The following is a 23,642-nucleotide window of genomic DNA, read 5'->3' as shown; positions in this document are numbered from 1 at the left end:
CGCTGGCACGTTCGCAACTGCACACTTACGGCACGATGGCGCGATAGAAACGGATTGGGTTGGTCGCCGTGCCCGGGTCAATAAACTGGATCATGCCGCCGGTGGCGATGTTGGTTGAAAGGTTTTGCCAGGCGACTGGGGGCGTCAGGCTCGTGGTCCCCTGGATCACGTACTGTTGATTGGTTTGCCCCTGAATCTGGAGCAGCAAGCTGCCATCGAGCTGCCGCACCATCTGGAGGTGGGCGGGGGTGGAAGCGTCGATGCCCACGCTAAACGGCAAATTCACATTGTCGATAAATGCCGCATCCAATCCGAGGCTGACGTTGGCATCCTTGATGTAACGCCATTCCAAAGTATGCGTCCCGCCTGGTAACGGGAACGAAAAGCTCGTCCACCCGACCTCTCCCGACCATTGTTGCTGTAAAACACCATCTACATAGAAGTTGAGGAAGTCAAAATTCTGCTCCGAGCTGACCTTGAAGTAGAACGAGGCCGTGCCGCCGCCGAAGTTCGTCGTGAAACTCAGGGAACTGGTTTGATTGTCGCCAATGACTCCCGACCGGGCAGAGAAGCTTCCCGCGAGCACGGTGTTCGTTTGGACCAACCAGGGAACGTTGCCGGAGGTGGACCAGGTGAGTTTCAGCAGATTGCCCGTCTCAAAATCGTCCGTGAAACTGATGGGGCGGAAATGGGCCGTCAGATTGATGTCAGAATTGACGACGACTGACAATGGGTTATCCGTCGAGAAGAAGCTGCCCGTCCAACTGTCGAATTGATAGAACTCACTGGGCGTGGCCGTGAGAACTACGGTCGAGTTGGCGGCCACATCACCTGACGGTGGAGTAACATTTCCGTTGCCTGCACTGGTGACTGTCAAACTGAACACTGGAATGGCAGTGAATAAATACATCAAACTGGCGGACCCGGAACTTCCGCCGAATCCATCCAAAGCGATATGGTAGGTCTGACCGTTTCTTACAGCCTGGTTGATCTGGCTGAAGCTGACGCCGTCATAGGCATCGTCATTGCTGGCAATGGTGGTCAGATTGGCAACCGGACCGCCCGTGTAGAGGCCCAGGAGTGTGTCAAACGCAGAGTTGGACGTGCTCAGGAAAAGTGCGCCATCGGCGGGCGCCTGCCAGTTCCACCAGACTGATTTGCCGCCTTCGTTGCCGGCGTGGTTCGGCTCGTTGAATTCCTTCGTGGCGTTGGTGGTGATAACGCTGGCGCTGCCAGAATCGCCGCTGAGCAGAGTCGCGTTGGCAAACAAGTCGTTGACCGGATTTGCCACTACGTAGGTGACGTTAACGCTGACCGGCGCGGAAACATTGCCGGCATTGTCGGCGGCAGTCACCTTGATGGTATTTGGTCCTTCCCTTAAACCGGCGGTACCAGACCAATTGGTGGTGCCCGAGGCCGCACTTGGGAATTGGTCATTCACACTGATGAACACCTGGTTCAGTCCGGAGGAATTCAGTTGCGGGTCGTTGGCGGTGCCGGAAACCGTGATTGAATTATTGGCCACGTAAAGGCCGCTCGGAGGACTCGTAATTGAAACTGTGGGCGCATTCGTGTCCAGTTGCCCTCCCGGCGTGACCCGCAGACGAAGGGACCCCAGCGAGGTCGAGTTCAAGCTGGCGACAGCGATGCGATACGATGCGCCATTTGTGACATTTATGTTGAGGTAAGCCTGCTTTTTTGAGCCGACATCATTCGTCGCCGCCACCTGATGTAAAGTGCCCAAGGTCGCGCCTGTATAAACGGCCAGGACGGTGTCGATCGCGCTGCCGGTCGTGTCGAGAAACACATTGGTAGTGCTGCCCGGCGACCAATTCCACCAAAGCGATCCCGCCACCGTGGTGACGCCGGCATGTTGTGGTTCGCCCGGTTCAATGGTGGCAAATTTGTTGTTTGAGAGATACAGCGCGCCGCCAACGGGAACTTTGGTTGCGTTGGTGAAGTAGTCGTTCACCGGAAGCGGCACGACGCTGTAAGTGACGATATTGGTGCTGTTGGTTTTGCCCGGAGCAGTAATGAGGAAACTCAATGTCAGATCATTCGTGCTGGAGGGCACGGCCAGATTGGCGGTATAAATTGCGTCATTAGCTATCGCATCGGGGGCAACGCCATTATTGCTGAAGACGAGACTGGCACCACCGTTGATGGTTGCGACCACCGTGGCGTTCGTCACTGGTTGAGCATCGGTGACTCGCACAAATATTTTTTCTGTCGTTCCTGCAAGCAGGGTTGTTCCATCAACCGGCGTGATGCCGACTTCGAGTATGCCATCCGGCGGGCCGCCAAACAGGAGTTGCCCCCACCAGGTGCCCCAGCGGTCAACCGGCCCGCTGGGCGAGGCCGCATATTCCTGAATCGTCCAGATATCGGAATCATTTAACGGATCCACCACCGTGGCGCTGTAATCTCCCCAGCGCACATCTCCGTACCCGAAATCCTTGCGGTAAGGTGCTTCGCCGGCTTTGAGCACCACGTCCCCACTCATGGTATTGGCCGGGTCGGCCGAAAAACGAAAAGAGTAGTTGGCGCTCGCGTATTGGGCCGAAGAGAAACGTGAGTAGCCGATCACTGCATCGTCATTTTGATTCACGGCGATGCTGGGATAGGCATAATGCACTTGTCCCGAATTATCTTCGATGCGACCGCGCTGGATCAGTGTCCCGTTCGTTCTGAACTGCCACCACTGCACCGCGGCGTGCGTCGGGGATCCGGGCGGAAGAAACACCGTATGGGTGGCCCACAGCGATCCATTCCGGTTGACGCATATCTGCATCCGGGAATCATCGGCATCGATCCCCTCACTGGTTCCCAACTGTGGTAGTGAATTAACCGTCGCCGCACCAAAATCCCAGCTTTGGGGAGAGGAAACAGTACCAGCGTTGCTGGCATAGGTCTCTGAGCCAACTGCGCCGCTGATGGAAGAAATTCTCAAACTCGATGAGGTTTCTTCGCTGACCAGATACATGTTCGATTCGCTGGCGTCGAAGGTCACGGCGGGCACAAGCGTAAAGCCTGAATCATTAAACACCGTATGGGCCGCGCCGCCGGTGGCGCCAAGATCATTTTTATCAAATGCATAAACCTGTGTGCGGCCGAAAAACGGCGAGCTGACGCCGAACATGTTCACGGTCGCCACGATCCATTTACCGTTGTATGCCAGATTTGGATAATCGGCCCACAAGGTGTTGGCTGTATCGGCATCCACATCAAAAAGGTTCCAGTTGCCCGTGGGATCGGAGGTCTGGGAAACGCCAAGCATCAACGACGAAGTCCCTGAAAAGGGATCGGATAGCGCCACAAAAACCCAGCGGTTGGCTTGTTGATCGTAAACCAATTTGGGATCAAAGGCCTCAGCATGACCGAGACTACGCCAGAAAAAGTCCAAGGTGACGGTACTGAGGACACCACCCTGGCGGTTTTGAATTCGCACTTGCGAATTGAGCGTGGTCATGACGTGGTTAGGTCCGACTGCGCCCTGGGTGTCCGGAGGAATAACCCGATTATTGTCCAGTAATCCTTGAAAACTGGCCCCAAGCGCAGGCCCAACGGTTGGTGCTTGCGGTCCATCTGCCAGTGGTGAAGCCGGTCGGGATTCGGTTTGATTCAACGGGGTAGTCGAAGTTTCTTGCGGATGCGGAGCCGACAAGGGACGGTGAATGGCTTTCGGCTTTATTGGTCCCCTTGCTGCGGGTGATGATTTTTCCTGCTGGGCCAGATCCGTAAAATTCACGGTGGCTCGCCGCGCCGCAGTGGCCGGCCTCCCCTGCGAGGTCTGGGCCAGCAATGGCCCGGCCACACCCGACCACACCACCAGCGCGCCAAGAACGGCGGCTCGATTCAACTTGCGTGATCCTGCCATCATACCTTCTGAGTTAAAATGCATACGCATGGGCACAGCGATTGATTCTCTAGCCCGGCGACCGTTCACAACGATTGCAACGAACCATCGCCGCCGGAAAAATATCCGCCCTTTCGCGTTGTCGCTTCATGGCAATTTCACGGAGCGCTGGTTCCCACTCGATAGAATTGCCGGAGCGATCCTGGCGGCACGGGAATTTGAATGGTAACGACACCATCTGTGGTGGCAGAGTTGGTGTAATAGAGCACCGTCTGCCAATTCGGTGAAATAAAGTTGTCCGCCGACTGGACTTGATAGACCGTTTGCGCGGTGGCGTTCCACGAAAGAACCGCGGTCATCGCAGGCTGATTGGTCACCGCCAACCTGGCCATTAAGACGGTGTCAAATGGGAAGAAATCCGAGCCGTTGGGGATGCCATCACCATCCGAGTCGATGATCAAACTGTTCCGCAGCGCGCGATTGACGAGGATGCTCACGCCGTTGCTTACAACGGCCACCGAACTGTTGGGACCCGCAAAATCCCTGACCCAGCGCAGATGGCCGTTGAACTGACCGTCCAGGTATTCTTCTGGCTGTTGCGGGGCGCCATTTGTGAACGGAGGAGTGAAGCTGAGACTCGCAGCGGCATAGTAAATCACCAGGTTCGGGTCGATTTGCAACTGATTCTGATAATCGGAAAGCTGCGAGAGATCCAGAAAATCAACATACAGGCCATTGGCTTCTCCGGTGCCGCTGAAAACGAAGAGCGGATCGAACCCTTCAGGCGTCAACGCCAACCCCCCGATGGCGGCGTTATCGGAGAAACCGGCGGCGCTCGGGCCACGGTCTGCGCCGGCCCAATCATGATCAACTTCCGCAAAATTCGGCGCCACGGTTTGGAAGGTCGTTCCCAGCAAATCACCCGTTTGCGGCTTGATCAGCAACCGGAAGCCGTCTCGGCACGTAAAAAGATTGCCAGCGGTGCCACCAGCATCAAACAACGAGTTGGTCACCATCAGGTCCAAACGACTGCCGGTATTGATCGAGCTTCGATCAAATTTCAAAACGCTGGCAAAGAATTGAACATCGGCCGTCGCGCTGATCTGGCCATCCTCCATTTTGCCGGACGGGGTCGTCACGAAGATGCCGCCGTCGTTGGCAGTCAGGTTCCCGTCGTTTTCGAAGTAGCTGCTGGCGATCGATTGGCCCCCGGCAGTTATGTTCGCTTTGTTGACAAAGGCCGAGTACGGTATCAAACGATCGTCGCCGAAATGAGCCTCCCTGGGAATTTTGAGGGTGCCATTGTTGGTGAAATACAAGAGATTCGGCGCATTCGTGGCGATCCAACTGTCGAGGGAAACCACTATGGCATTCCCCCGCGTATCAATGAAAACAGTGTTGGAAAAAGTGATGCTGCCATTGAGGGTGAAGCTCTGCCCATCGATCAAAAACGACTGCACCACGATCATTTTGTCGTTGATCGCCACATTCGTGCTGTGAGTGACCATGGCATTGACGACCACTGGCACTTCAGTCAGCATGTCTCCGGCATATACCAGCAAAGCATGGAGGCGGACTTCCGTGACATTGGTGAGGGGAGCGGGAATAAACTTTGTTGGCGGCACATTGGTGTCCGCCGGGTCCGGCGCGAAATTCGGAATGATAATGTTCAACTGGTTGGTCCAAACGCCGCTCCAGGCGAAGATGTCTCCCTGGAAGCGCGTGACGGATTCCTTGGCCAGGTTTTGAACCTTCAAGTTACCGTTGGTGGAGCCTAGCGTGTAGCTGAGATTCTCGCAATCGACCACGGCGTTGCTGCTGCTGATGAGATGCTTCGTGCGGATGTTCAGCAACCCATCGGCACGGAAGCGTGTCTTGGTCACATCCAGACTGTCGGCCTCGATCTCGATCCGACCGGGCAAATTCGTGACCGTGCCGGCGGGAATGTTCGGCGGACGCGAGGCGATGTTGTCAACGAAAGCGGAATAGGCGGCATAGTCATTGGTGACCGTTGCGCTCGCGAAATTTGTGTCGTATAAGAAATTAGGAGTGAAATCTGCGTTGCCCGAAAACCCGAAGGCGAATTCAAATGGCTCCAAGCGTTCGAGCAGATAGTTCTGCGGGCGCAAGGTCAAAAGGTCGGTAAAGTTCGTGTAAAAACTGCGATTGGTCTCCGAAGCCAGGGTGTCCACCAGATAAATCGAAGACAAGTCATTACCGGTTGTCACCACGTTGGTCTGGGCCAGGCTGATGCCCACGGACGCGGTCTTCATCGGATTCCGAATGTCTGTGCTGTTAAAAAATCTGATGCCCACATTAACATCCCCCGAGGCCGGCAATTGGACGAAGACCGCCTGCTGGACGTTGGTGAGCGGCACGTTCGTGCTCTCCAGCCCGCCGGTCATGTTGGTAAACATGATGTTGGTGAAGGCCAAAGTGTTGGTGTAGAAATCGCCAACAGGATTGTTCAGTTGAATTGTCGCAGTCCCAAATATGGTTCCAAAAAAGGCGCCGCCAAAAATGAACCTGGGAGAGAACTGAACATCGCTCGGAGGCGATGTCACAATCACATCCGGCCCGGAGGCTTGAATAATATTGGCGCTATCCATGACCTGGTTGGTTTGTCCCCAATAGTTGTCGTAGATGGCGATCTCAGGAGCAAAATAGTTGGTGAAGAGATTATTGATACTGCCTTGCGGAACAATGGGCCTGATTTGGACTCCGCTGCGGGCCAAATTTATGTTCGTGCCGACCATTCGTAACAAGCCGCCGGCGCCCGCGCTCACTGTTCCTTCGTTGATGACATTGGTAGCCGAGATCAACAAAAAGGAGGGAACGAGGAACTCAGTGTTGAGCGGTTGGCCATCTACTTGCGAGAGAATTCCGATGCCATCAATAGCTGTAATCACGCCGGCCTGCCGGTTCCTGAAGTTCGCCGCGAGTTTCCGGGTGCCGCTGCTCGACGGAGAGTTGTCAAACCGAAAACCGACCGAACCGACCATGTTTCCAGTGTTGGTGAAATTCCGCGTGTTCGACGTGTCGAAGGGGAGCACCGTCGTGTTAAATCTAAAGTCAAAGGTGCCGTTGTTGATGACGTTGGTGGCGTCGATCTGAGGCGGAAAGATGACATTCCCATTATTGACATAAGTGTCGTCGGTTGCCCATGCAATGCTCGGGAGCAGAATCAAACTCATCAAACCTGATAGTAACAGTCGTTTCATATTTGATTGCACGGATGATTGTAGCTCATGTCAGGTCTCATGTCATGCAGTTATGGACTGATGGTGATGGAAAGTTCGCGGGTCACACTGCGCGCGCCCGAATCGGTCATGCGCACGGTGAAATTGAAGTTGCCGCCCGCCGTAGGCGTGCCGGAAATCGTTCCGTCGGAGGATAAGCCCAAACCGGGCGGCAAAGTTCCCTGACCGGAAACGAGCGCCCATGAATACGGCGTCTGGCCACCTGACCCTTGGAGTTGCGCATTGTAGGGTGAGCCGGCCGATCCGCCCGGCAGCGACGTGGTCGTCACCTGCATCAACACTTGGTTTTCAAAAGCGGCGATGCTCGTGCCACTAGGATAGACAATTGGATCATTGGTCGTGCCACCAAAGGACCCCCAAGTCAGGAAAGCAAAATTTGATTGTTCATCCATAAAGAACGGACCTTCATTAAGAAAGGCAGTTCCCAGTTTATCGAAGATTATGCTCATAGTCGGCTCGATCAGCCCCGGTCCAGGTAAACCGGCCAAAATGTTATTCGTGTTGAAGCGAATACTACGATTCACAAAATTAATGCTAACGATCGGGCCGGGATCGGTTGGAGGTTGTTGCAAGTCGTCGGCCGAAAAAAGTATGTCCGGCTGGTTGATAACGCGGTCAAAGGTTTGCACAATGGCAACATTATTGGTCACCATGGTCAGTTGAAATCGATTGGTGACCGGTTCAAAGAATTGACCCAGCAATGAATCGAAGCTTCGGCGGACAAAAGTCATTTTGTCGATGCCCTGATGAAACGCCGGACCATTGGTGCCACATTCAATGGGATCCACCACAAATATGTAATTGGTAAAGTAAGTGATTATGTCCCGCTCGAATGACTGCCCGTCCACGTTGGTAGTTCCGGGTGCGTTGGTGGCCACGGTGACAACATTGGTGACCGGGATCAACGTGACCAATTGAGTGCTGACGATGCTGTAACCGCACAAACCGGGAGGCACGAGAAAGTAGTCGCCGTTGACAAAGCCTTTGATTCCGGTGGAGTTTTTGACGTTGGTTACCAGAATGCCGCTCCCGGCCGGTGCATAGGGATCGGGCGACACCGTGGTATCTCGTGTGGTAGCAAATCCGTTCGTATAGAATCTATTGGTGACCACGTTGGCGAATGTGACATGGAAGCGGGGTTCAACATTTGTTGATAGATTCGTCGTCACAACCAACGAAGCTGGACTACCTGCCGGTGAATAAGGGAAGTTGGTGAAATAAGCGAAAACATTGGTTGAAACCACATTCGTGAACGTGGTCGTGTTCGTACCGGCAAGAATCAATCCGGGAAACAGCGTCAGCAACGTTCCCGGATCGTTGGTCAGAGAAGCCCAAACCAACGTGGCTAAGTTGGAAGTAGTCAACAATTGCCGCGCCGATGAGTTGGTAAAACCACCGGAGATTAATATGCTGCCAAGGGGTCCATCCTCCTTATTGACGTTGTTGGTGCGCAACAAATATCTCAATCCTCCCACATCATCCCGGGTCAGGCCAGTGAAAAAAGCCCCATTAAAAAGGTTTGGCGAGGCCACGGCTGTATAGAATTGCGTGAGGGGATCAACTCTATGCTCAAACGCTTCCGCTTGATCAACCACTGGACAAAACTCGACGATGCGGTATGTGTATAAAACTCCGTTGACATAACTGGAAGGCTCCCAGGTTACGGGATCAAAATTCCGCTTAATCACCAGGTAATCAAAAAACGGACACCCCGCTGGCAATGGCGCGCGCCTGCGCAATGTCCAGGTATAACGCACCGGGTCGGCCAGCCCCATCTTCTCCACCAGGTAATGAAGCGCCGCCGACTTCAAATCCAATAGTCCCAAAGCGCTGGCGCGAAAATTAAGCCGCGTTGCTTCGAGCGGGACTTCATTCAGAGCAGAGCTGTACGAAGAAATATTGCTGACGTTGTTCAGAATCGCGATGGCTTCTTCGATCGCGTACACGCCGTTGGAGCCAAAGTAATCGAGAAAATTCTGGTCAAACGCATAATTGATAATCGGAATGTTCCAACGAAACTCTTCTCCGAGATTCATCGGTCCGCCAACCGGGACGTCTCCGTAGTTTACCGGGCCGTCATTGAAACCGATAAAACCGGTTTGATAGGCGAGTTGGTTTACCTGCCAATCGTCAAAGTTTCCCAACAAGGAAAAAGCCCACGCCGACTGTGCACCGGCCGCCAACAGCAACACCAACAAGCTTCTCTTTAATAATTGCCACATAGAAAATTCAATTAACGCAGCCGGCTGACACGGTAATAAGTCGAGTTGCTTCCGCCGACATAAATGGAATCTGTCGAGCCGGCGGCAAAGCGCGGCGAACCGACATTCACCCATGCCGTCATATTGGTTGAAGACTGCACCTGATACATCAGGCCCGGCTGCGTGTTCCAAGATAGGAACAAGCCCTGGCCGGTGGAGGTCAGCGCCGTCCGCAACACGCTGTTCGCATCCAAAGGATTGGTGCCGGCCAGAAACTCGTCGCGGTTGGAGGCGCCATCGCCGTCACTGTCCGCATAGGGTGAAGGCCAGCTTTCGGAATTGCTGCCCCAATACATCGCCTGCCAGTCGTCCGGCAGACCATCAAAGTTGTCATCCGCGCCCCACGTCGTGCCCGAGGCCGGAGCGGAATGCGGGGAGTGACGTCCATCCGTCAAAACGTACACCAACTCGAACGTGTGCGTGCTGCCGGACGACAAGCCGGTCTTCACCCACATATTGCTGGTGACGACCACCGGCGTGGCCGAACCATCGAAGTATAGCTCGTAATTGACCACGCCAAAGCCCGCCAGGTCCGGCCAGGCCACACTCAATTTCGATGAACTCAACGCCGAGACAAACGGCGGATCCGGAGGGAACAAGGGCTGGGCGGTGCTGGCATACCGCTGGGCAAACAAATCGAAGCTGTTGATGCCGCCTCCAAAACTCGTCCATGTCACGAGAAATCGACTCACGCCATCGGATGCCACCGTGGGATGAATCTGCTGGCTAACCGTGATGGTGTTCACCCGAAACTCGTTTCCTACCATGGCGCCATCCGCGCTTGTAAAACGACCATAGACTCCTTCTCTCGAACCATCCTGTCCCACGCTGGTCCAGACCACCAAGTAGTCTGTTCCCACCGCGCTGATTTTGGGCGCAAACTGGTCGCCGTAGGTTTGACTGTTCGCGCGATGCACGGTTCCGCCCACTCCCGCGCTCGAAATTGTCCGGACAAAACTGTCCCAACTGTTTGTCGCCACCTCGAGATCTTTCTGTCCCCACGCCACCGCAAAACCTCCGTCCGGTGCGGCGGCCACCGATGGATTGGCGCAAACATTCGTGTCGGTGTTGATCAGAAGCTCATTCCCGGTGGCCGAACCGCTCGCGTCAAAAAAGCGCGCATAGATATCGACGCTGTTTTCAAACCGCTGCTGTTCGGAAACCCAGACCACGACGAACCGGCCGTCACTCAAACCGGCCACCGCGGGGGTCCGCTGGTTGTAAGCAGTGGCTTGCGTGACCGGGAACTCACCTCCCAATTTTTGTCCCGCGGGCGAAAAACGCTGGGCATAGATTCCCTGCAGGCTGCCGTCCTGATCGAAACTCGACCACGCCACGATTACATTCCCGTCGGTCAAACTCGCGATGACCGGATCAATGTGATGACTGTTTGTAAAGGTATTCGCCAGCACGTCGCCCGTCACCCATGTATTGCTCGAAGAAAGAAAGCGGGCATAAATATTCTGAAAGCCCTGCTTCCCGCCCTGCCAGACAAAGGCTGCCCCGCCGTTGTTCAACAAAGCCACTTGCGGCTTTTCCTGGTCGTTCGTGCCCTGCACATTGACGCGGAAATTTCCCAGCGTGCCGGACAAGCTGCTGTCCAACCGCCGCGCGCTGATACCCAGACCGTCGCCATCAGTGATGTTATCCTGCCAGACGATGTAGCCACCGGAAGGTTTGAGGCTCAGTTGCGGATTGGTCTGGTCACCCGCCAAAGCACCGACCGTGGAATACTGTCCTGCTTGCGGAGCGAAGTTCTGTCCCAATGCCACGACCGGAATTGTCAACGTCAGCGCCCAGTAGAAAAGTGTTGTGCGGCGGTACAGCAAAAATGACATAAGATTCGCGCGCCAAACTAACAACGCACCCAGTCGCTGTCCACGATTACTTCCGATAAAATCCATCTTTTGCGCGGCAACTTTTATTGCAATGAGTTGCCCAACCAATTTTTTGCTCGTTGAAAAATCAAACATAATCGTCCGGATCAAAACAAAACCTTCTGTGCTTCCGCCACCGCACCGGATTCGACCGGCAAGGATTTGAATCCCCAGTCAGCAAAGAGCACTCGCAGCCGCGCGGCATCCGCCGGCCTGAGCGCCAGTTCTTCCGCAGAAAATTCGCCCGGCAAATCATCCCGCAGCCGGATCAATTTCTGATTGCGTCGCACCGCTTCGGCCGCCGCCTGCAAACTCGTCCGCAGTCTCTCCGATTTGATCTCAGCAAGACGCTGATAGATGCCGTCCACGGAACCGAATTGCTGCAACAACTCAGCGGCAGTCTTAAGCCCGACACCCGGCACGCCCGGAATATTGTCCACACTGTCACCCACCAGGCTCAACCAATCGACAATTTGCGATGGCTCAACTCCCGCTTTGGCGCGAACTTGTTCCGCGGTCCAAATCGCTTCCGATTTGTCGTTGGGATTCAACAAGCCGACGGCGGGCGAAACCAACTGCATGAAATCCTTGTCCGAGCTGGCGATGACCACTTGGGGGACTTGGCGTGTTGGAGTATTGGAGTCTTGGGTTCCGGAACCCATCACTCCATTACTCCAGTTCTCCAGTTTTCCTTTTGTCCAACGCCTGGCCAGTGTGGCAATCCAGTCGTCGGCCTCCACGCCGTCCCGGCAAAAGGACGCGATGTTGGCTGCCTGCAAATAACTGACGATGTCGTCGAGTTGCGATTCCAGTTTTTCCGGCATGGGGGGGCGGTGCGCCTTGTACTCGGGCAAGGCGGCCATGCGTTCTTCGGCCAGACCGCCGTCCCACACCACGACCAGATGTGTGGGGTGCAGCCCGTCGCGCATCTTGCCCAGCATCTTGATGAATCCATAGATCGCATTCGTCGGCGCGCCGGCGGGCGAGGTCAACTGGCGGATCGCATGAAATGCCCGATAGGCGTACGCGTGGCCATCAACAATGAGCAGGCAGCCTTGGCGCGCTGGAGTGGTGGAGTGTGGCTTTTCCATTGCTCCGTTACTCCAGTTCTCCATTACTCCAGCCGGACATGGGGATGCGGGAGTGGTGGAATGACGCAGGGTTGGGGTCACATTGCTCCATTTGTTCATTGCTCCATTACTCCAGTTCTCCATTACTCCAATCCTACGGTTTCTCCGCCGGCGGCTGAGTCGGTATTGTCGTCTGCGCAAAGGGCATCTCCTCCTCCGAGTGCATGCGGTTGCCCGCCGGGTCGATGATGGTGGGCGTCACAAAAATGATCAGGTTTCTCTTTTTAGTGGAGGATGATTCGCTACGGAAAAAGCGTCCGAATAACGGCAGGTCGCCGAGCACGGGCACCTTGTCCTTGGTCTTGGTGACATCTTCCGAAATCAATCCGCCCAACACGATGGTTTGACCATCCCAGACATTGGCGCTGGTCACGACTTGACGGTTGCGGAAACGCGGCAGCGGCAATTGCCCGATCAGCGGCTGGTTGCCCGCCCCCACACCTTGCGCCTGGATAACGAAAGCTCCGGGATCATCATAGCCGAGAAACTCCGTCAAGGTGGGGATGATGGTCATCTGAATGGAATACCCGTCGGCAGAAACGTACGGCACGACGTCCAGCACAGGGCCGAACGGTAAAGCTTGCGTGGTGGGTTGAATGGTGGAACCGACACCCCCGCCCGTGCCGCCAACGGTGACGCCGCCGGCGCCGGTGCCACCCCCGCTGCTGGTCTGGTTGGCATTGACGCCCGTCACAATGGTCCGAATATCCACGACCTGGATTTGCGTTTGCCGGCCACTCAAAGTCGTCACTTTCGGCGCGTTCAAGAGATCCACCCCTTGCCGCTGTTCCAACGCGCGAATCGCGACGCGAAACTGCGGGTCCGTTAAAATGCCCGTAAACGTTGCCAAGGTTGGCGCGCTGTTGCGCAGCCCGCTGGTGATCATCTGATCGGTCGATGAGGAAGGGAGCGTCGTAAACGGGGAGGTGCCGGGAAAGCTCCCTTGCTGATTGCCGGGAACCGCCCCAGGCAACCCATTGAGAGACGGTTGCGAACCACCGGAGCCAACGACTTTGCCATTGCCCATCAAAAAATTGCCGAGAAACCAATCGAATCCCAAAGCGCGCGAATCATCCTGAGTGATTTCAACAAACTTCGCTTCAATCGTCACTTGCGGCGGCGCGATGTTCAGCGTCTGCACGGCGGACTCCACAATGTCGAGGTCCTGCAGCGTCGCCCGCACCATCAACATTCCAGTGCGATCATTGAAGAAAAGGTTTTTGGGAGGATTCAAATCCACGCCGCAGGCAAAAAAGAAATTGCGGACCGTGGCCTGAACCGTGTCAACCAGACTCTGGCGGGTGACAAAATTCAAGCCGCCCCCGCCAGCCTGTCCACCGGCGCCACCCCCCGTACCCGCCGCGCCGCCCGCTCCTCCGGCTCCCGTCAAGGCGCTGGCACTGATTCCGCCCCCGCCGCCAGCACCACCGCCGGCCCCGCCCTGACCGCCTTGACCACTGATACCCCCCGCGACGAATACGCGAGGAATAATCGTACCGCTGGATCCCTGTCCGCCCTGGCCACCCGAGGTGCCGCCACCACCACTCGTGCCGCCGCCGCCGCCACTCGAGCCACCGCCACTACTGGTTTGAATGTCGCCGAAGGAAATTGCGCCCACACTTTCGAGTCCCTGATAAAACGTGTTCGGGTCCACTTTGAAAAAGCGCGTGTAGAGCGGCGCGGCTTCGGCGGATTTCGCGGAAAAGACCACCGCATAATCTTCGATGGAATATTTGATTGGTCGCTCGGCAACTTTAATGATCGCATCCAGCACATCGGCCAGACGAACGTCGGTGATGGGAGGGTTGATTTTGATGGCGATGGCACCCATGTCCACTTGTTCACCCCCGGTGACGGTCGCCGTGGTGACCGGCAGGCCAGTGGTCGGATCAATCGTCGGCGCTGCGCCGGGAATCGTGCTGGGCGTTACGAGGGACGCATCCACATGCGGGTTGATAATGAAATTGACCCCGCGCTTGTCCGGGTCACGCTTCCTGGCTTCGATGTTCAAGGTCTTGACGACTTCGCTCAAGGGCAATCCATCGTAGGAAACTTCGTCCAGCCGGATGCGGTCCAGTTTGGAGAGGATGGCCTGACGGCCCTTGCCGGTGTGAATCAACTCGGAGCGCGCATAGGGGTTGGGCACCTGCAACGTTTCCCGCTGGACCGGCTTGTCCCAGGCCTGTTCCACGTCCACCAACTTGTCCTTGGAGGTTTTCTCCCGTTCACGGGCGAGTTTGCCGTAGCGAAGTTCCCGGATCAAATTCAGGTAATAATCGGCGCCCACATTGCCCGGGTCCACTTTCAACGCCTGGTTCAATTTGGCCTCCGCTTCCGTCAGCTTGCCCGCCTCGAAGAGCACCCGCCCGTCCTGCACGAGAGTGGCGGCGTAAACCTTGTTGGTGTGAATGCCCGGCAACTGGTCGAGCACTTCCTGGCTGGGCACTTTGCCGGCCTGGGCAGCCAACGCCTTGTTGTTCTCCTTTTGGAGCAGCAGCGTTTCCTCGTTCTGCGGGTCCACGCGGAGCACGCCGTCAATCTGGCGTTTGGCTTCCAGGTAGTCGCCTCGTCGTCGGGCTTGTTGGGCCAGCTCCATCCGCACCGTCACCAACCCGGAGATGACCTGGTCGCTTTCGGCCTGGACCTCGGCCGGGCCGATGCTTTGGATCAAGGTCCAGGAGGCTTCGTAGAGTTTGGTGGCGTTGGCCAGTTCGTTTCTTCCCTGGGCGTTTTGCGCTTCGGCCAGTTTTTGATGCAGGACGATCTTGTTGGCCTCGCGTCGCACGGCTTCCTTGATGGCATCCTCGGTGGCAGCCGGCTGGGCTGGCGACACGACGGCGGTGCCCAGAATGAAGAATAAACAGAGTAAGGTGTTGGCGGCTTTTATCATGGTCTGAATTGAGTTTGACTGCAATTTCAACGCGGCGGAGCTGATGGATTAAATTTGATGGTCGTTTTTTTTCCAGTCGATTTGGCGGACAATACGACATCGCTCGCAGTTATGGCAACGACATTGTATTCCTCTCCGGCGAAGGTCAGCACGGAGCCGAGCCGCTGTTTGGGGAAATTCTTTTTTTCCGGATCGTATCTCAAATCAGCGGAATAACCTTCGACCCGCCGGAAGGGACGTTCGGGGGCGATGGAAACCCGTTGGCCGGTGTCGTTCAATACCAGGACCAGTTCGGTGGGATTGTTTGTCGGCCCTTTCACTTCCTGGACGGTATAGATGTCGGTCTTGGGAGCCGTGCTGGGTCTTTTCCGTCGCTTGTCCGGCGTGGCGGCCGCCTCGTTCTCGACGCCGATCAGATTTCCCGCCACGGTGACGTTGTCAAAACTGATGATCAGATACAGCGGTGTGATCTGAGTGACCACGACGGCGCCGGGTCCGACTTCCGTGCCCGTGCGAATGGGGATCAAGTGACCATCCGCCGCTTTTTGCCAGGGCACCGGATTGACCAGGTTGTGACCGCTGGAAAAGTTCAAGTTGAGGGCAGTCTGTAAACGCTGGAGCGTCCCCTCATAGCGAGTCAGGTTCAAATTCGTCAGGGGTTTGACATTGGTGGTGGTTCTGACCTGACGCTGATTTTCCAGATCCTGTTTCTCCGAGGAGATCTTCAACGGGAGCAGCGCGGCCGCCACCGCCAGCCCCAGCAGCACCAGGCCAAGCAGCACTTTCTCGTAGTGTTTTTTGATCAAGTCCATGCGGGTTTCAGTTGGCGACCGGTCGCCGCGGCTTCGGTCTTGATTCCTTTGACTCTTCCTTCAGTTTAACGACTTCGACCAGCAGAGTGACCTTGATCAACCCTTCGTTGATGACCGTCGGAAGGCCTCCACGACTGGTGGGCGACACCGGCGGCGCCACGATCGCAGCGGGCGGCGCCGTCGGCCTGATCCCGTAGCGTTGTAAAAAACGCTGGCGGTCGGTCATGTCCTTGCCCCCCCCGGGATACGGAGAGATGATCGGCTGCGGTGAATAGGCCGGACCGGGAGTCGCCGTCATTTCGTTCACTGAAACGGTGGCCGATGCGGGTTCGACGTTGACCGTTTTGATGATAAATCCATGCGGCGAGTTGGCGAACCCGGCCATCACCGCCGCCAGTTCAGCGCTGAAGCAACGAAATGTCAGCTCGTAAGGCGTCAGCACCGCCAAGTCATTCGTCACTGACTTTTTTTCCAGATAATCCGAGAGGCCGGCGGTGGTCGAAGAGTCGTCATTGGAGACGCGCTCGCGCCGCAACCCATCCAAAGCGTTGACCCGTGCACGAAACAGGAGTTCGCAAATGGCCTTGACCTCGCCCAGTTTCACCGCCAGCGGTTCGAGACTGCCGGGCGCCAGGGTCATCGAACCTTTCTGCGCCTGGAAAGAAAAATAGTAGCCGGGCGGCAGGCTCACACTCGCGTTGGTCGCATCGCGCGACATCTGGTCGATCGTGGAAGGCAGTTGCCGGGCGAAATCGTAGCTGCTTACCTTCGTCGCATCCGGGATCGCGGGGATTTTTTCAAAGTACTTCCGAGCTTTTTTGATGTAGTTGCGCAGTTCGTTCTGCTGTTCCTGGGCCAGCTTGATGTTGTCCACTTTCTTGCCGTCACCGGGATGCGGGTTCAATTTGTTCCAGTGCTCCAAATCCGCGTACTTCGCCGTCAATTCCTCCCTCACCGAATTGTTCAAGGTCATCTTGGAGTAAAGATACCATCCCGCCCAGCCCATGAGTCCCAAGGCCACCAGGCACCCGACCACAAAGTATAAATTGCGCTTAATCCAGCCCATACCATTTCAATATCTGAAATCCGAAATCCGAAATCCGAAATCGGAATACCAAATTCGAGTTTCAGCTTGCCCCGGAAATTTCTGTTGTCTGCTGTTCATTACAGTTCCAGGGGCCGCTTGATTTTCAGGGAGATGCCGAAGGAAAAGGTCAACCCCGTGGTTTCGTCCAAAACCAGATTCTTATCGATTTTGGTTCCGTCCGGATCGAACAGGTCGCTGGCCCGGAGTTCCTTCAACACCTCACCCGCGATCTCCGTGTTGGCGGCAGGGTCCACGCTGTTAAGGTTGACGGCCCGGAAGGTCAGCGTGGCCACCGCCAGTTCATTGGTCTCGCCTTTTCCTTTCTTTGGCTTTGCGCCGATGGGCGCGGCCGGTTGCCCTCCGTCCGCAGGGGGTGCTTCAGCCGCCGGCTGATCCGGAGCGGGCACGTCCGAGGGCGGAAGTTTTGGCCTTAATCCGTAACGTTGTTCAAACAATCGTCTTTGTTCTGGATTCATTCCCGGCATGCCCATGGGGCCAGCCATGCCGGCCTCTGCTGGTGACTCTGTCATCAGGCCCTGCTCCTCCGGTTTTCCAACGGCGATTCGCTCAATCCAAACTCCCGTATCGGTGCGCAACCGCTGTTTGGTGGTCGCCTCAACTTTCATCAACACCTGCCGCACTTCGGTCAAAACTGTGGCCCAATGATAGCGGCCTTCAAGCCAATCGGTCACGCGGTCGGCGTCCTGGATCTGCTTCTTCAAATCTCCGTACGCCGCAGTGAACTTTGCTTCCCGCTCCTTCAACGGCTCGACTTCCTTGGTCAGCTTTTCCAATTCGGCGGTTTTCACATCCGCCAACTGATCGAACAGCCAGCCGGTCGCTACAATCACCAGCACCAGACTGAAAACGGTGGCGATGAAGTACGGCTTCTTCTGGTTGATCTGCTGCCAGCGCAGCGTGCTTTCCGGCATCAAATTCAGTTCGATCGGACAGCGCGCCAAGTTGCGCAGGCCCAAACCCACGGTCTCGCCCAGGGAATGAGCCACGCGCGCCAGTTCCTCCAGATTGATGGAGGGATCGATCTGCACATTGCGGAAGGGATTGAAATATTCGACCGGCACATTGAGTTTTTCCGCGAAGAATTGCGCCGTGTAAGGCATGATCGAGGCGCCGCCCGACAGAAACAATCGCGCCGGCGCCGAGCCGCCCTGTTGACCGCGGTAGAACTGCATCGTCTGGTTCACCTGGATGTGCAGGCGCGTCATGAATTGACGGGCGATTTTGGAGATCGCCGCCTGGTGCGGATTCTCCGGTTCTTCGTACGCGCCGCCCAGACTGACAAACCCTTCGTTGATCTTCAGCCGTTCCGCTTCGGTAAAACCCAGTTTCGATTCGTTGGAAAAATCCTGCGTGATGGAATTGGCGCCGATGTTGATGCTGCGCGAATAAACTTTTCCCTTCTCGAAAAACAGCAGGTTGCTGGTCTTGGCCCCGATGTCCAAAAGCATCGTGCAATCTTCCAGGTCGCCATAATTGAAACGGAAGGCGTTGCACATCGCCGCCGTGGACACATCCGCCAACTGCAAACGCAGCCCGGCTGAGTCCGCCACGCGAAACAGCCCTTCCACAATGTCCGCCTTGATCGCGACCAACAACACCTCCAATTCACCCGTGGGCGTCGCGCCTAAAATCTGGTAATCCCAGACGACTTCGGCGAGCGGGAAGGGCACGTTTTGTTGGGCTTCGTACTGGATGATCTGCGTGACTTTGGAGGCGTCCACCGGCGGTAATTTCACGAATTTGGAGAAGACATGGAAGCCGGGCGCACACACGTTGATGTTCTTCGCCCGGAATCCGCGCTCCGCCAGCAATTCCTGCAGGGCCTTCAGCATCACGCTTTCGCGCTTGGATTCCTGCGCCCCCTCTGCTCCGAGCGATTTCAAGCCGTATTGCTTCAGGAGCAGTCCGCCAGCTTCATTGATTTCAAACTCCGCCACCTTGAGACTGCCGGCCCCAAAATCCACTGCCAAAAATGACTTCGTATTTAACATTTAAAAATGCGCTGTTTCGGCAAAAAAACCGCCCAACCTTAACCGGCTGAACCGGTCTGACTTCGAGCAGTCCATGCTGGTTACTTAAATTACGCAATGGGGTCAAATATAAAAAGAAATTCCGTGAAGTATTTTTGAAAACGGCAGGCGCTCCGACGGCTCCCAGTCTCAAACTTTGTCGCGAAAAAAATCGACAGTGGTCTTCAATCCCTTCGCCAGACTGACTTTGGGCGACCAACCCAACAACCTGCTCGCGCGGGTGATGTCGGGCCGACGCTGCTTCGGATCATCCTGCGGCAGCGGTTTGAAAACAATCCGGCTGCGGGCGCCGGTGATCCGGATGATCTCCCGCGCAAACTCCAGCACGGTCATCTCATCGGGATTGCCAATGTTGACCGGCAACCGCGTCGAACTCATCATGAGCCGGTAAATACCCTCGATCAAATCCGAACAATAACAAAAGCTCCGGGTTTGCTGCCCCTGGCCAAAAACCGTGAGCGGCTTGTTCTTCAACGCCTGCCCGATGAACGCCGGCACCACCCGCCCATCATTCAATCGCATCCGCGGCCCATAAGTATTGAAGATCCGCACAATGCGAATGTCCACGCCATGCGCGCGATGATAGGCCATCGTCATCGCTTCCGCAAAACGCTTCGCCTCATCGTAACAACTGCGCGGTCCGATGGTATTCACGTTCCCCCAGTAATCCTCCGTCTGCGGATGCACCAAAGGATCGCCGTAAATCTCCGAGGTGGAGGCCAGCAGAAACCTCGCGCCTTTGTTTCTGGCCAGCCCGAGCGCCTTGTGGGTGCCCAACGAGCCAACTTTCATCGTCTGAATCGGCAACTCCAGGTAATCGATTGGGCTGGCCGGCGAGGCAAAATGCCAGACATAATCCACCGGCACATCCAGGAAAATGAATTCCGTCACGTCCTGCTGGATGAATTTGAAGTTGGGATTGCCGCCCAGATGCACAATGTTGTCCACCGTCCCGGTCACAAAATTATCCATGGCGATGACTTTGTGGCCGTGCTTCAGCAGCAGGTCCACCAGGTGCGAACCGAGAAAACCGGCGCCGCCGGTGACGACCGAGGTGGGCTGGTTTGATTTCATCAAATGAAAAATTCAAAATGAAAAATGAAAAAACTCCGGCGGGTCGTCGTCTGACATTTTGAATTTTGCATTTTTAATTTCTAATTTTGAATTCTCATTTCGCCCCGGTCCCCGCCAGGACAATCGGCACCGTGCGCCACAGAATTTTCAGGTCGAGCCATAGGGACCAGTTGTCGATGTACTCCAGATCCAGCCGCACCCAATCCTTGAAATCCTTCACCTCGTTGCGCCCGCTCACCTGCCACAAGCAGGTCATCCCAGGCCGCACACTCAACCGCCGCCGATGCGCCATGTCATCAAATCGCTTCACTTCATCCACCGGCAGTGAACGCGGCCCCACGACGCTCATTTCGCCGCGCAACACATTGAAAAATTGCGGCCACTCGTCAATGCTGAACTTCCGCAAAAACTTTCCAATGGGAATCACCCGCGGGTCATTGCTCACTTTGAACACGGGGCCGGACATTTCATTCATGGCGGCCAGTTCCTGTTTGCGCTGTTCGGCGTTGGTGACCATGGTGCGAAATTTGAAGATGGTGAAGGGATGCCCGTTGAGACCGCAACGCTGTTGCCGGAACAAGATCGGGCCGGGCGATGTCAACTTGATGGAGAGTGCCACCAGGACAAACAGCGGCGACAATACGATCACGCACACCAGCGCGAACAGAAAATCAAACACCTGCTTGCACAGGCTTTGCCATGAAGCTTCCGGCGCCGTGCGGAACACCATCACCGGCCGGCCGTGAAAATCATCGAAACTCGTGCGCGAAAGTTGGGTCTTGAAGAAATCGGCCACCAGCCACGTCTCCACTCCCTCCCGCTCACAGGCCTTGATCGCCGTTTCAACCTGGTCAAAGTAAGCCTGTTTGGCGTTGATGATGACTCCATTGACGGAATGTTCGTGCAGCAAATCGACCAGTTGCTCCGCCGAAGTTTCGCTCAGGTTCAGTTCCGCCAGCGCCACGATGCCGTCCTCCGGCCGCCTTTTCAGTTCCGCCCGCATCTGGGCCGTGTCTTCGCTCGTGCCCACCAGGATGAACCGCCGTTTGAATTGGGCCTGCGCGAACTTGCTGCGCAATCCCATCTGCATCAACTCCTCCTTGAGAAAGACCAGCACAAAACTGATCGCGCCGAACAACACCGCCACCGAGCGCGCCAGATCCACGCGTGTAAAAAACAACACGATGATCAATCCCACTGAAGAGATGACCGACGCTTTGAGCAAGGGCCACGCCGTCGCGCGACGGGAGCAAATCAGCGGTCGATCATAAAATCCCTGCGATTCCAGAATCAACGGTGCCACTGGAATCAGCACGAGGTAGAGCCAGACGTATCGGTCAAACGCGCGGACGGGCTCCAGCCCCAGCAGGGCAATGATCTGCTCGTTGGAGCGCAGCAGATACGCCAGCCAGAAACTGATCGCGTACAAGCACGCATCCAGCAACTGGTGGATGTGCATCCGCACTTGTTGATCCCGGCGTAACATGGTTCAGTCCTCAAATGGAATGGGGAGTCTGTAACAAATTTTCCCGCGCCGCGCAACGGTATTCGCGCCGTCCTCGCCCGCCGCTTTGGGGTTTCCCGCGCTCACATTTCGTTACCTCCCCGCCGGCCTTGAAGACGCTTCCGCCATCGCCGTCGGTCGCGGCACCAACTGAAACTCCGGCACCGAAACCGCCATCAGTTGTTGCAGGCGATGATACGTCGCGTCCTCCTGGCCCGGCGCGCACACGGCAAAATAAGTGACGTACGCCCAACGCTGCAATTCGCCCGTGCGCAAAAGATGTGTGGCCAAAGACCACATGCGCTTTGCGCCCGACGCATCCCCGCTGATCGCCTGGTCCGCGACAAACCAATACACGTAAATTCCCCGCGCCGTGACCCGTTGGCCATTGATCATCGCTTGTTTGGTGGTCGTCAATTTGATGACCGGCAAATCATAAGGATGCGGGCGTGAAACCGGCACGGTCGTCATTTCAGTTTGATCGATCGTCCAACCGGCGCCGACGACGCAATACTGCGGCTTGTGCAGGCTGGTCCGGTCGCTACCCATCAACACCACGTTGACCACGGCTTGAAAGCCATCTTCCGCCAGATAGCGGCGCTGACCATAGCTGGTGTCTTTGGGGAGGATACTGATTACGATCTCCGGGGTTTCGACCGGTTCGGATTTATAGCCCGGAACTTTTTCCGGCAAATCAATCCGCAGATTCCGGCTTCCCGCGAGGGGACTAGTTTTGACTCCGGGCCGGCCCAGTTTTTGATGGACCTTGAATTGCGCCAACACCACGGCCGTGCCGATGATCAACAGCAGCCCCGTACCAAACACTATCAATTTTTGTCGGTTCATACTGTTCTGGCCTCCTCCAGCGCCAGCGGCGGTTCCGATTCCCGTTCCCGCAGCCAGTGCCCCAGCAGCAGCACACACGCGATGGCCACGGCAAAAGTTACAAAGCCGAATTTTTGTTCAAACCAGGACCCTGCCTCCTGTCCGAACGCCTCCGCCACCACAATAACACCGGTGATGCGCACCACGTTGCCGATCACCGCCAACGGGACGGCCACGATCATCATCAACAACCGTTTCCAACCGGCCTTGAATGAAACGAACCCATAAACCGTCGTCAAAGCCAGCAGCGAGATCAAACTGCGGATGCCGCTGCACGCCGGCGCCACGTCATATTGAAACGAACGTTGCGAATCGAAAATCTGCGAGCCGTCCCGGACCACATCGATTCCCAAAACGCCATGACTGAAGCCCACGGAAATCTTGGTCACCAAGAGTCGCAGCGGAAAGGTGATGCTTTCACCAAGCGATCCGAATGGAACGCAAAACGCAAACAGCACAAACGGAAAAAAACTCGCCCGCAACCACCCCGGCCCCCACGCCAGCCCCATCAAACCGTAAACGCCGATAAAGAATGCGACGATTGAAACACGCGGCTGTTGCACCGCATATCCAATGATGTGCGCGCCCAGCGCCAAGGCCATGAGCACAAGTCCCGGCCACCAGGCGTTGAGCGAGGGCGACAGCAACTCCTTGCGCTTCCACCAGAACAAACCCACCACCACGAAGGGAATCAGGTTGCCATGTCCGTCCTGCCCATCGCCCGTGTTGTAGGCGTTATACATCCAGCCCATCAATGAGGGGGTATCAACGTAGCCGAAGGTCGAATTGCCAAGAAAGTGAAACAAGACCAGCCACGCCGCGAGCAGGCCGAAGAACAAACCTTTGTTGGGAAGTCGCGCCCAACAATCCAGAAAATCCAACCGGAAATTTTCCACCGCGCCGCGGGTCTGATTCTCGTTATCCATTATTTGTGACGTTAAGACAGGTTGGACAG

General features: G+C 56.0%; 13 protein-coding genes. All 13 read right to left on the bottom strand.

Annotated elements, in window-relative coordinates; translation table 11 throughout:
- Positions 1 to 25: 25 nt before the first annotated feature.
- Complete coding sequence (locus HY298_07520; GenBank protein ID MBI3850123.1) at positions 26 to 3,880, bottom strand: Ig-like domain-containing protein; 3,855 nt, start codon at positions 3,878 to 3,880, stop codon at positions 26 to 28.
- 134 nt (positions 3,881 to 4,014) lie between these two features.
- On the bottom strand, positions 4,015 to 7,077 hold the full coding sequence (locus HY298_07515; protein ID MBI3850122.1) for a hypothetical protein: 3,063 nt from the start codon (positions 7,075 to 7,077) through the stop codon (positions 4,015 to 4,017).
- Between the two features lie 50 nt (positions 7,078 to 7,127).
- Positions 7,128 to 9,338, bottom strand: coding sequence for a putative Ig domain-containing protein (locus tag HY298_07510; protein ID MBI3850121.1), 2,211 nt, complete (start codon positions 9,336 to 9,338; stop codon positions 7,128 to 7,130).
- 11 nt (positions 9,339 to 9,349) lie between these two features.
- Positions 9,350 to 11,215 carry a hypothetical protein gene (locus HY298_07505; protein MBI3850120.1) on the bottom strand — a complete coding sequence of 622 codons (1,866 nt, stop codon included), beginning with the start codon at positions 11,213 to 11,215 and terminating at the stop codon, positions 9,350 to 9,352.
- 146 nt (positions 11,216 to 11,361) lie between these two features.
- Positions 11,362 to 12,345, bottom strand: a complete 984-nt coding sequence (locus HY298_07500) for a hypothetical protein (GenBank protein MBI3850119.1) — start codon at positions 12,343 to 12,345, stop codon at positions 11,362 to 11,364.
- 133 nt (positions 12,346 to 12,478) lie between these two features.
- A complete protein-coding gene (locus HY298_07495; GenBank protein MBI3850118.1) occupies positions 12,479 to 15,274 on the bottom strand; it encodes a hypothetical protein in 2,796 nt (931 codons plus the stop codon).
- Between the two features lie 26 nt (positions 15,275 to 15,300).
- On the bottom strand, positions 15,301 to 16,086 hold the full coding sequence (locus HY298_07490) for a hypothetical protein (GenBank protein MBI3850117.1): 786 nt from the start codon (positions 16,084 to 16,086) through the stop codon (positions 15,301 to 15,303).
- 7 nt (positions 16,087 to 16,093) lie between these two features.
- On the bottom strand, positions 16,094 to 17,152 hold the full coding sequence (locus HY298_07485; GenBank protein ID MBI3850116.1) for a hypothetical protein: 1,059 nt from the start codon (positions 17,150 to 17,152) through the stop codon (positions 16,094 to 16,096).
- Between the two features lie 98 nt (positions 17,153 to 17,250).
- Positions 17,251 to 19,185, bottom strand: a complete 1,935-nt coding sequence (gene pilM / locus HY298_07480) for a type IV pilus assembly protein PilM (protein MBI3850115.1) — start codon at positions 19,183 to 19,185, stop codon at positions 17,251 to 17,253.
- A 168-nt stretch (positions 19,186 to 19,353) separates the two neighbouring features.
- The gene (locus HY298_07475; GenBank protein ID MBI3850114.1) at positions 19,354 to 20,298 is read right to left on the bottom strand and encodes an SDR family oxidoreductase; all 945 of its coding nucleotides are present in this window, start codon (positions 20,296 to 20,298) and stop codon (positions 19,354 to 19,356) included.
- 94 nt (positions 20,299 to 20,392) lie between these two features.
- On the bottom strand, positions 20,393 to 21,784 hold the full coding sequence (locus tag HY298_07470; GenBank protein ID MBI3850113.1) for a sugar transferase: 1,392 nt from the start codon (positions 21,782 to 21,784) through the stop codon (positions 20,393 to 20,395).
- Positions 21,785 to 21,895: 111 nt separating this feature from the next.
- Positions 21,896 to 22,648 carry an exosortase-associated EpsI family protein gene (locus HY298_07465; GenBank protein ID MBI3850112.1) on the bottom strand — a complete coding sequence of 251 codons (753 nt, stop codon included), beginning with the start codon at positions 22,646 to 22,648 and terminating at the stop codon, positions 21,896 to 21,898.
- Complete coding sequence (locus HY298_07460; GenBank protein MBI3850111.1) at positions 22,645 to 23,613, bottom strand: exosortase/archaeosortase family protein; 969 nt, start codon at positions 23,611 to 23,613, stop codon at positions 22,645 to 22,647. Before HY298_07460 ends, HY298_07465 begins: the two co-directional genes overlap by 4 nt.
- Positions 23,614 to 23,642: the final 29 nt, after the last annotated feature.

This window comes from Verrucomicrobiota bacterium, from assembly GCA_016200005.1.
Taxonomy (GTDB): domain Bacteria; phylum Verrucomicrobiota; class Verrucomicrobiia; order Limisphaerales; family PALSA-1396; genus PALSA-1396.
The sequence above is the reverse complement of the archived record's forward strand: the minus strand, read 5'-3'. Positions and strand labels throughout refer to the sequence as shown.

Excerpts from the sequence above, each read along its gene's own strand:
- HY298_07465 (MBI3850112.1), bottom strand. The coding sequence starts at position 22,648 with ATGAACCGACAAAAATTGATAGTGTTTGGTACGGGGCTGCTGTTGATC.
- HY298_07520 (MBI3850123.1), bottom strand. The coding sequence starts at position 3,880 with ATGATGGCAGGATCACGCAAGTTGAATCGAGCCGCCGTTCTTGGCGCG.
- HY298_07515 (MBI3850122.1), bottom strand. The coding sequence starts at position 7,077 with ATGAAACGACTGTTACTATCAGGTTTGATGAGTTTGATTCTGCTCCCG.
- HY298_07500 (MBI3850119.1), bottom strand. The coding sequence starts at position 12,345 with ATGGAAAAGCCACACTCCACCACTCCAGCGCGCCAAGGCTGCCTGCTC.
- HY298_07470 (MBI3850113.1), bottom strand. The coding sequence starts at position 21,784 with ATGTTACGCCGGGATCAACAAGTGCGGATGCACATCCACCAGTTGCTG.
- HY298_07495 (MBI3850118.1), bottom strand. The coding sequence starts at position 15,274 with ATGATAAAAGCCGCCAACACCTTACTCTGTTTATTCTTCATTCTGGGC.
- pilM (MBI3850115.1), bottom strand. The coding sequence starts at position 19,185 with ATGTTAAATACGAAGTCATTTTTGGCAGTGGATTTTGGGGCCGGCAGT.
- HY298_07460 (MBI3850111.1), bottom strand. The coding sequence starts at position 23,613 with ATGGATAACGAGAATCAGACCCGCGGCGCGGTGGAAAATTTCCGGTTG.
- HY298_07510 (MBI3850121.1), bottom strand. The coding sequence starts at position 9,338 with ATGTGGCAATTATTAAAGAGAAGCTTGTTGGTGTTGCTGTTGGCGGCC.
- HY298_07485 (MBI3850116.1), bottom strand. The coding sequence starts at position 17,152 with ATGGGCTGGATTAAGCGCAATTTATACTTTGTGGTCGGGTGCCTGGTG.
- HY298_07505 (MBI3850120.1), bottom strand. The coding sequence starts at position 11,215 with ATGTCATTTTTGCTGTACCGCCGCACAACACTTTTCTACTGGGCGCTG.
- HY298_07475 (MBI3850114.1), bottom strand. The coding sequence starts at position 20,298 with ATGAAATCAAACCAGCCCACCTCGGTCGTCACCGGCGGCGCCGGTTTT.
- HY298_07490 (MBI3850117.1), bottom strand. The coding sequence starts at position 16,086 with ATGGACTTGATCAAAAAACACTACGAGAAAGTGCTGCTTGGCCTGGTG.